Origin of the sequence: Psychrobacter proteolyticus, from assembly GCF_038155145.1 — a bacterium.
Classification (GTDB): Bacteria; Pseudomonadota; Gammaproteobacteria; order Pseudomonadales; family Moraxellaceae; genus Psychrobacter; species Psychrobacter proteolyticus_B.
This window is the reverse complement of sequence record NZ_JBAKAY010000137.1, coordinates 1-220: the sequence shown is the minus strand read 5'-3', so window position 1 is coordinate 220 and position 220 is coordinate 1. Positions and strand designations below refer to the sequence as shown.

Below are 220 nucleotides of genomic sequence, written 5' to 3'. Positions count from 1 at the left end.
AATCGTTCGCTTCTGCTTATATATGATTCGTAATAAGCCAAACTATAACGTACGTCAGGGCATGTTCGAAATCTGAACATTTAACTTAAATTCTGTTTAGAAGAATGCTTGAATACCTGTCTGTGCACGGCCTAGGATAAGCGCATGTATATCATGTGTACCCTCGTAAGTATTGACGGCTTCCAAGTTCTTCACGTGACGGATGATATGGAATTCATCA

Annotated in this window: 1 pseudogene; it reads right to left on the bottom strand. The window is 39.5% G+C overall.

What is annotated here, in order from left to right:
- Nucleotides 1-96: 96 nt before the first annotated feature.
- Nucleotides 97-220, bottom strand: a pseudogene (locus tag V6252_RS13270) (acyl-CoA dehydrogenase); the annotation flags it as partial.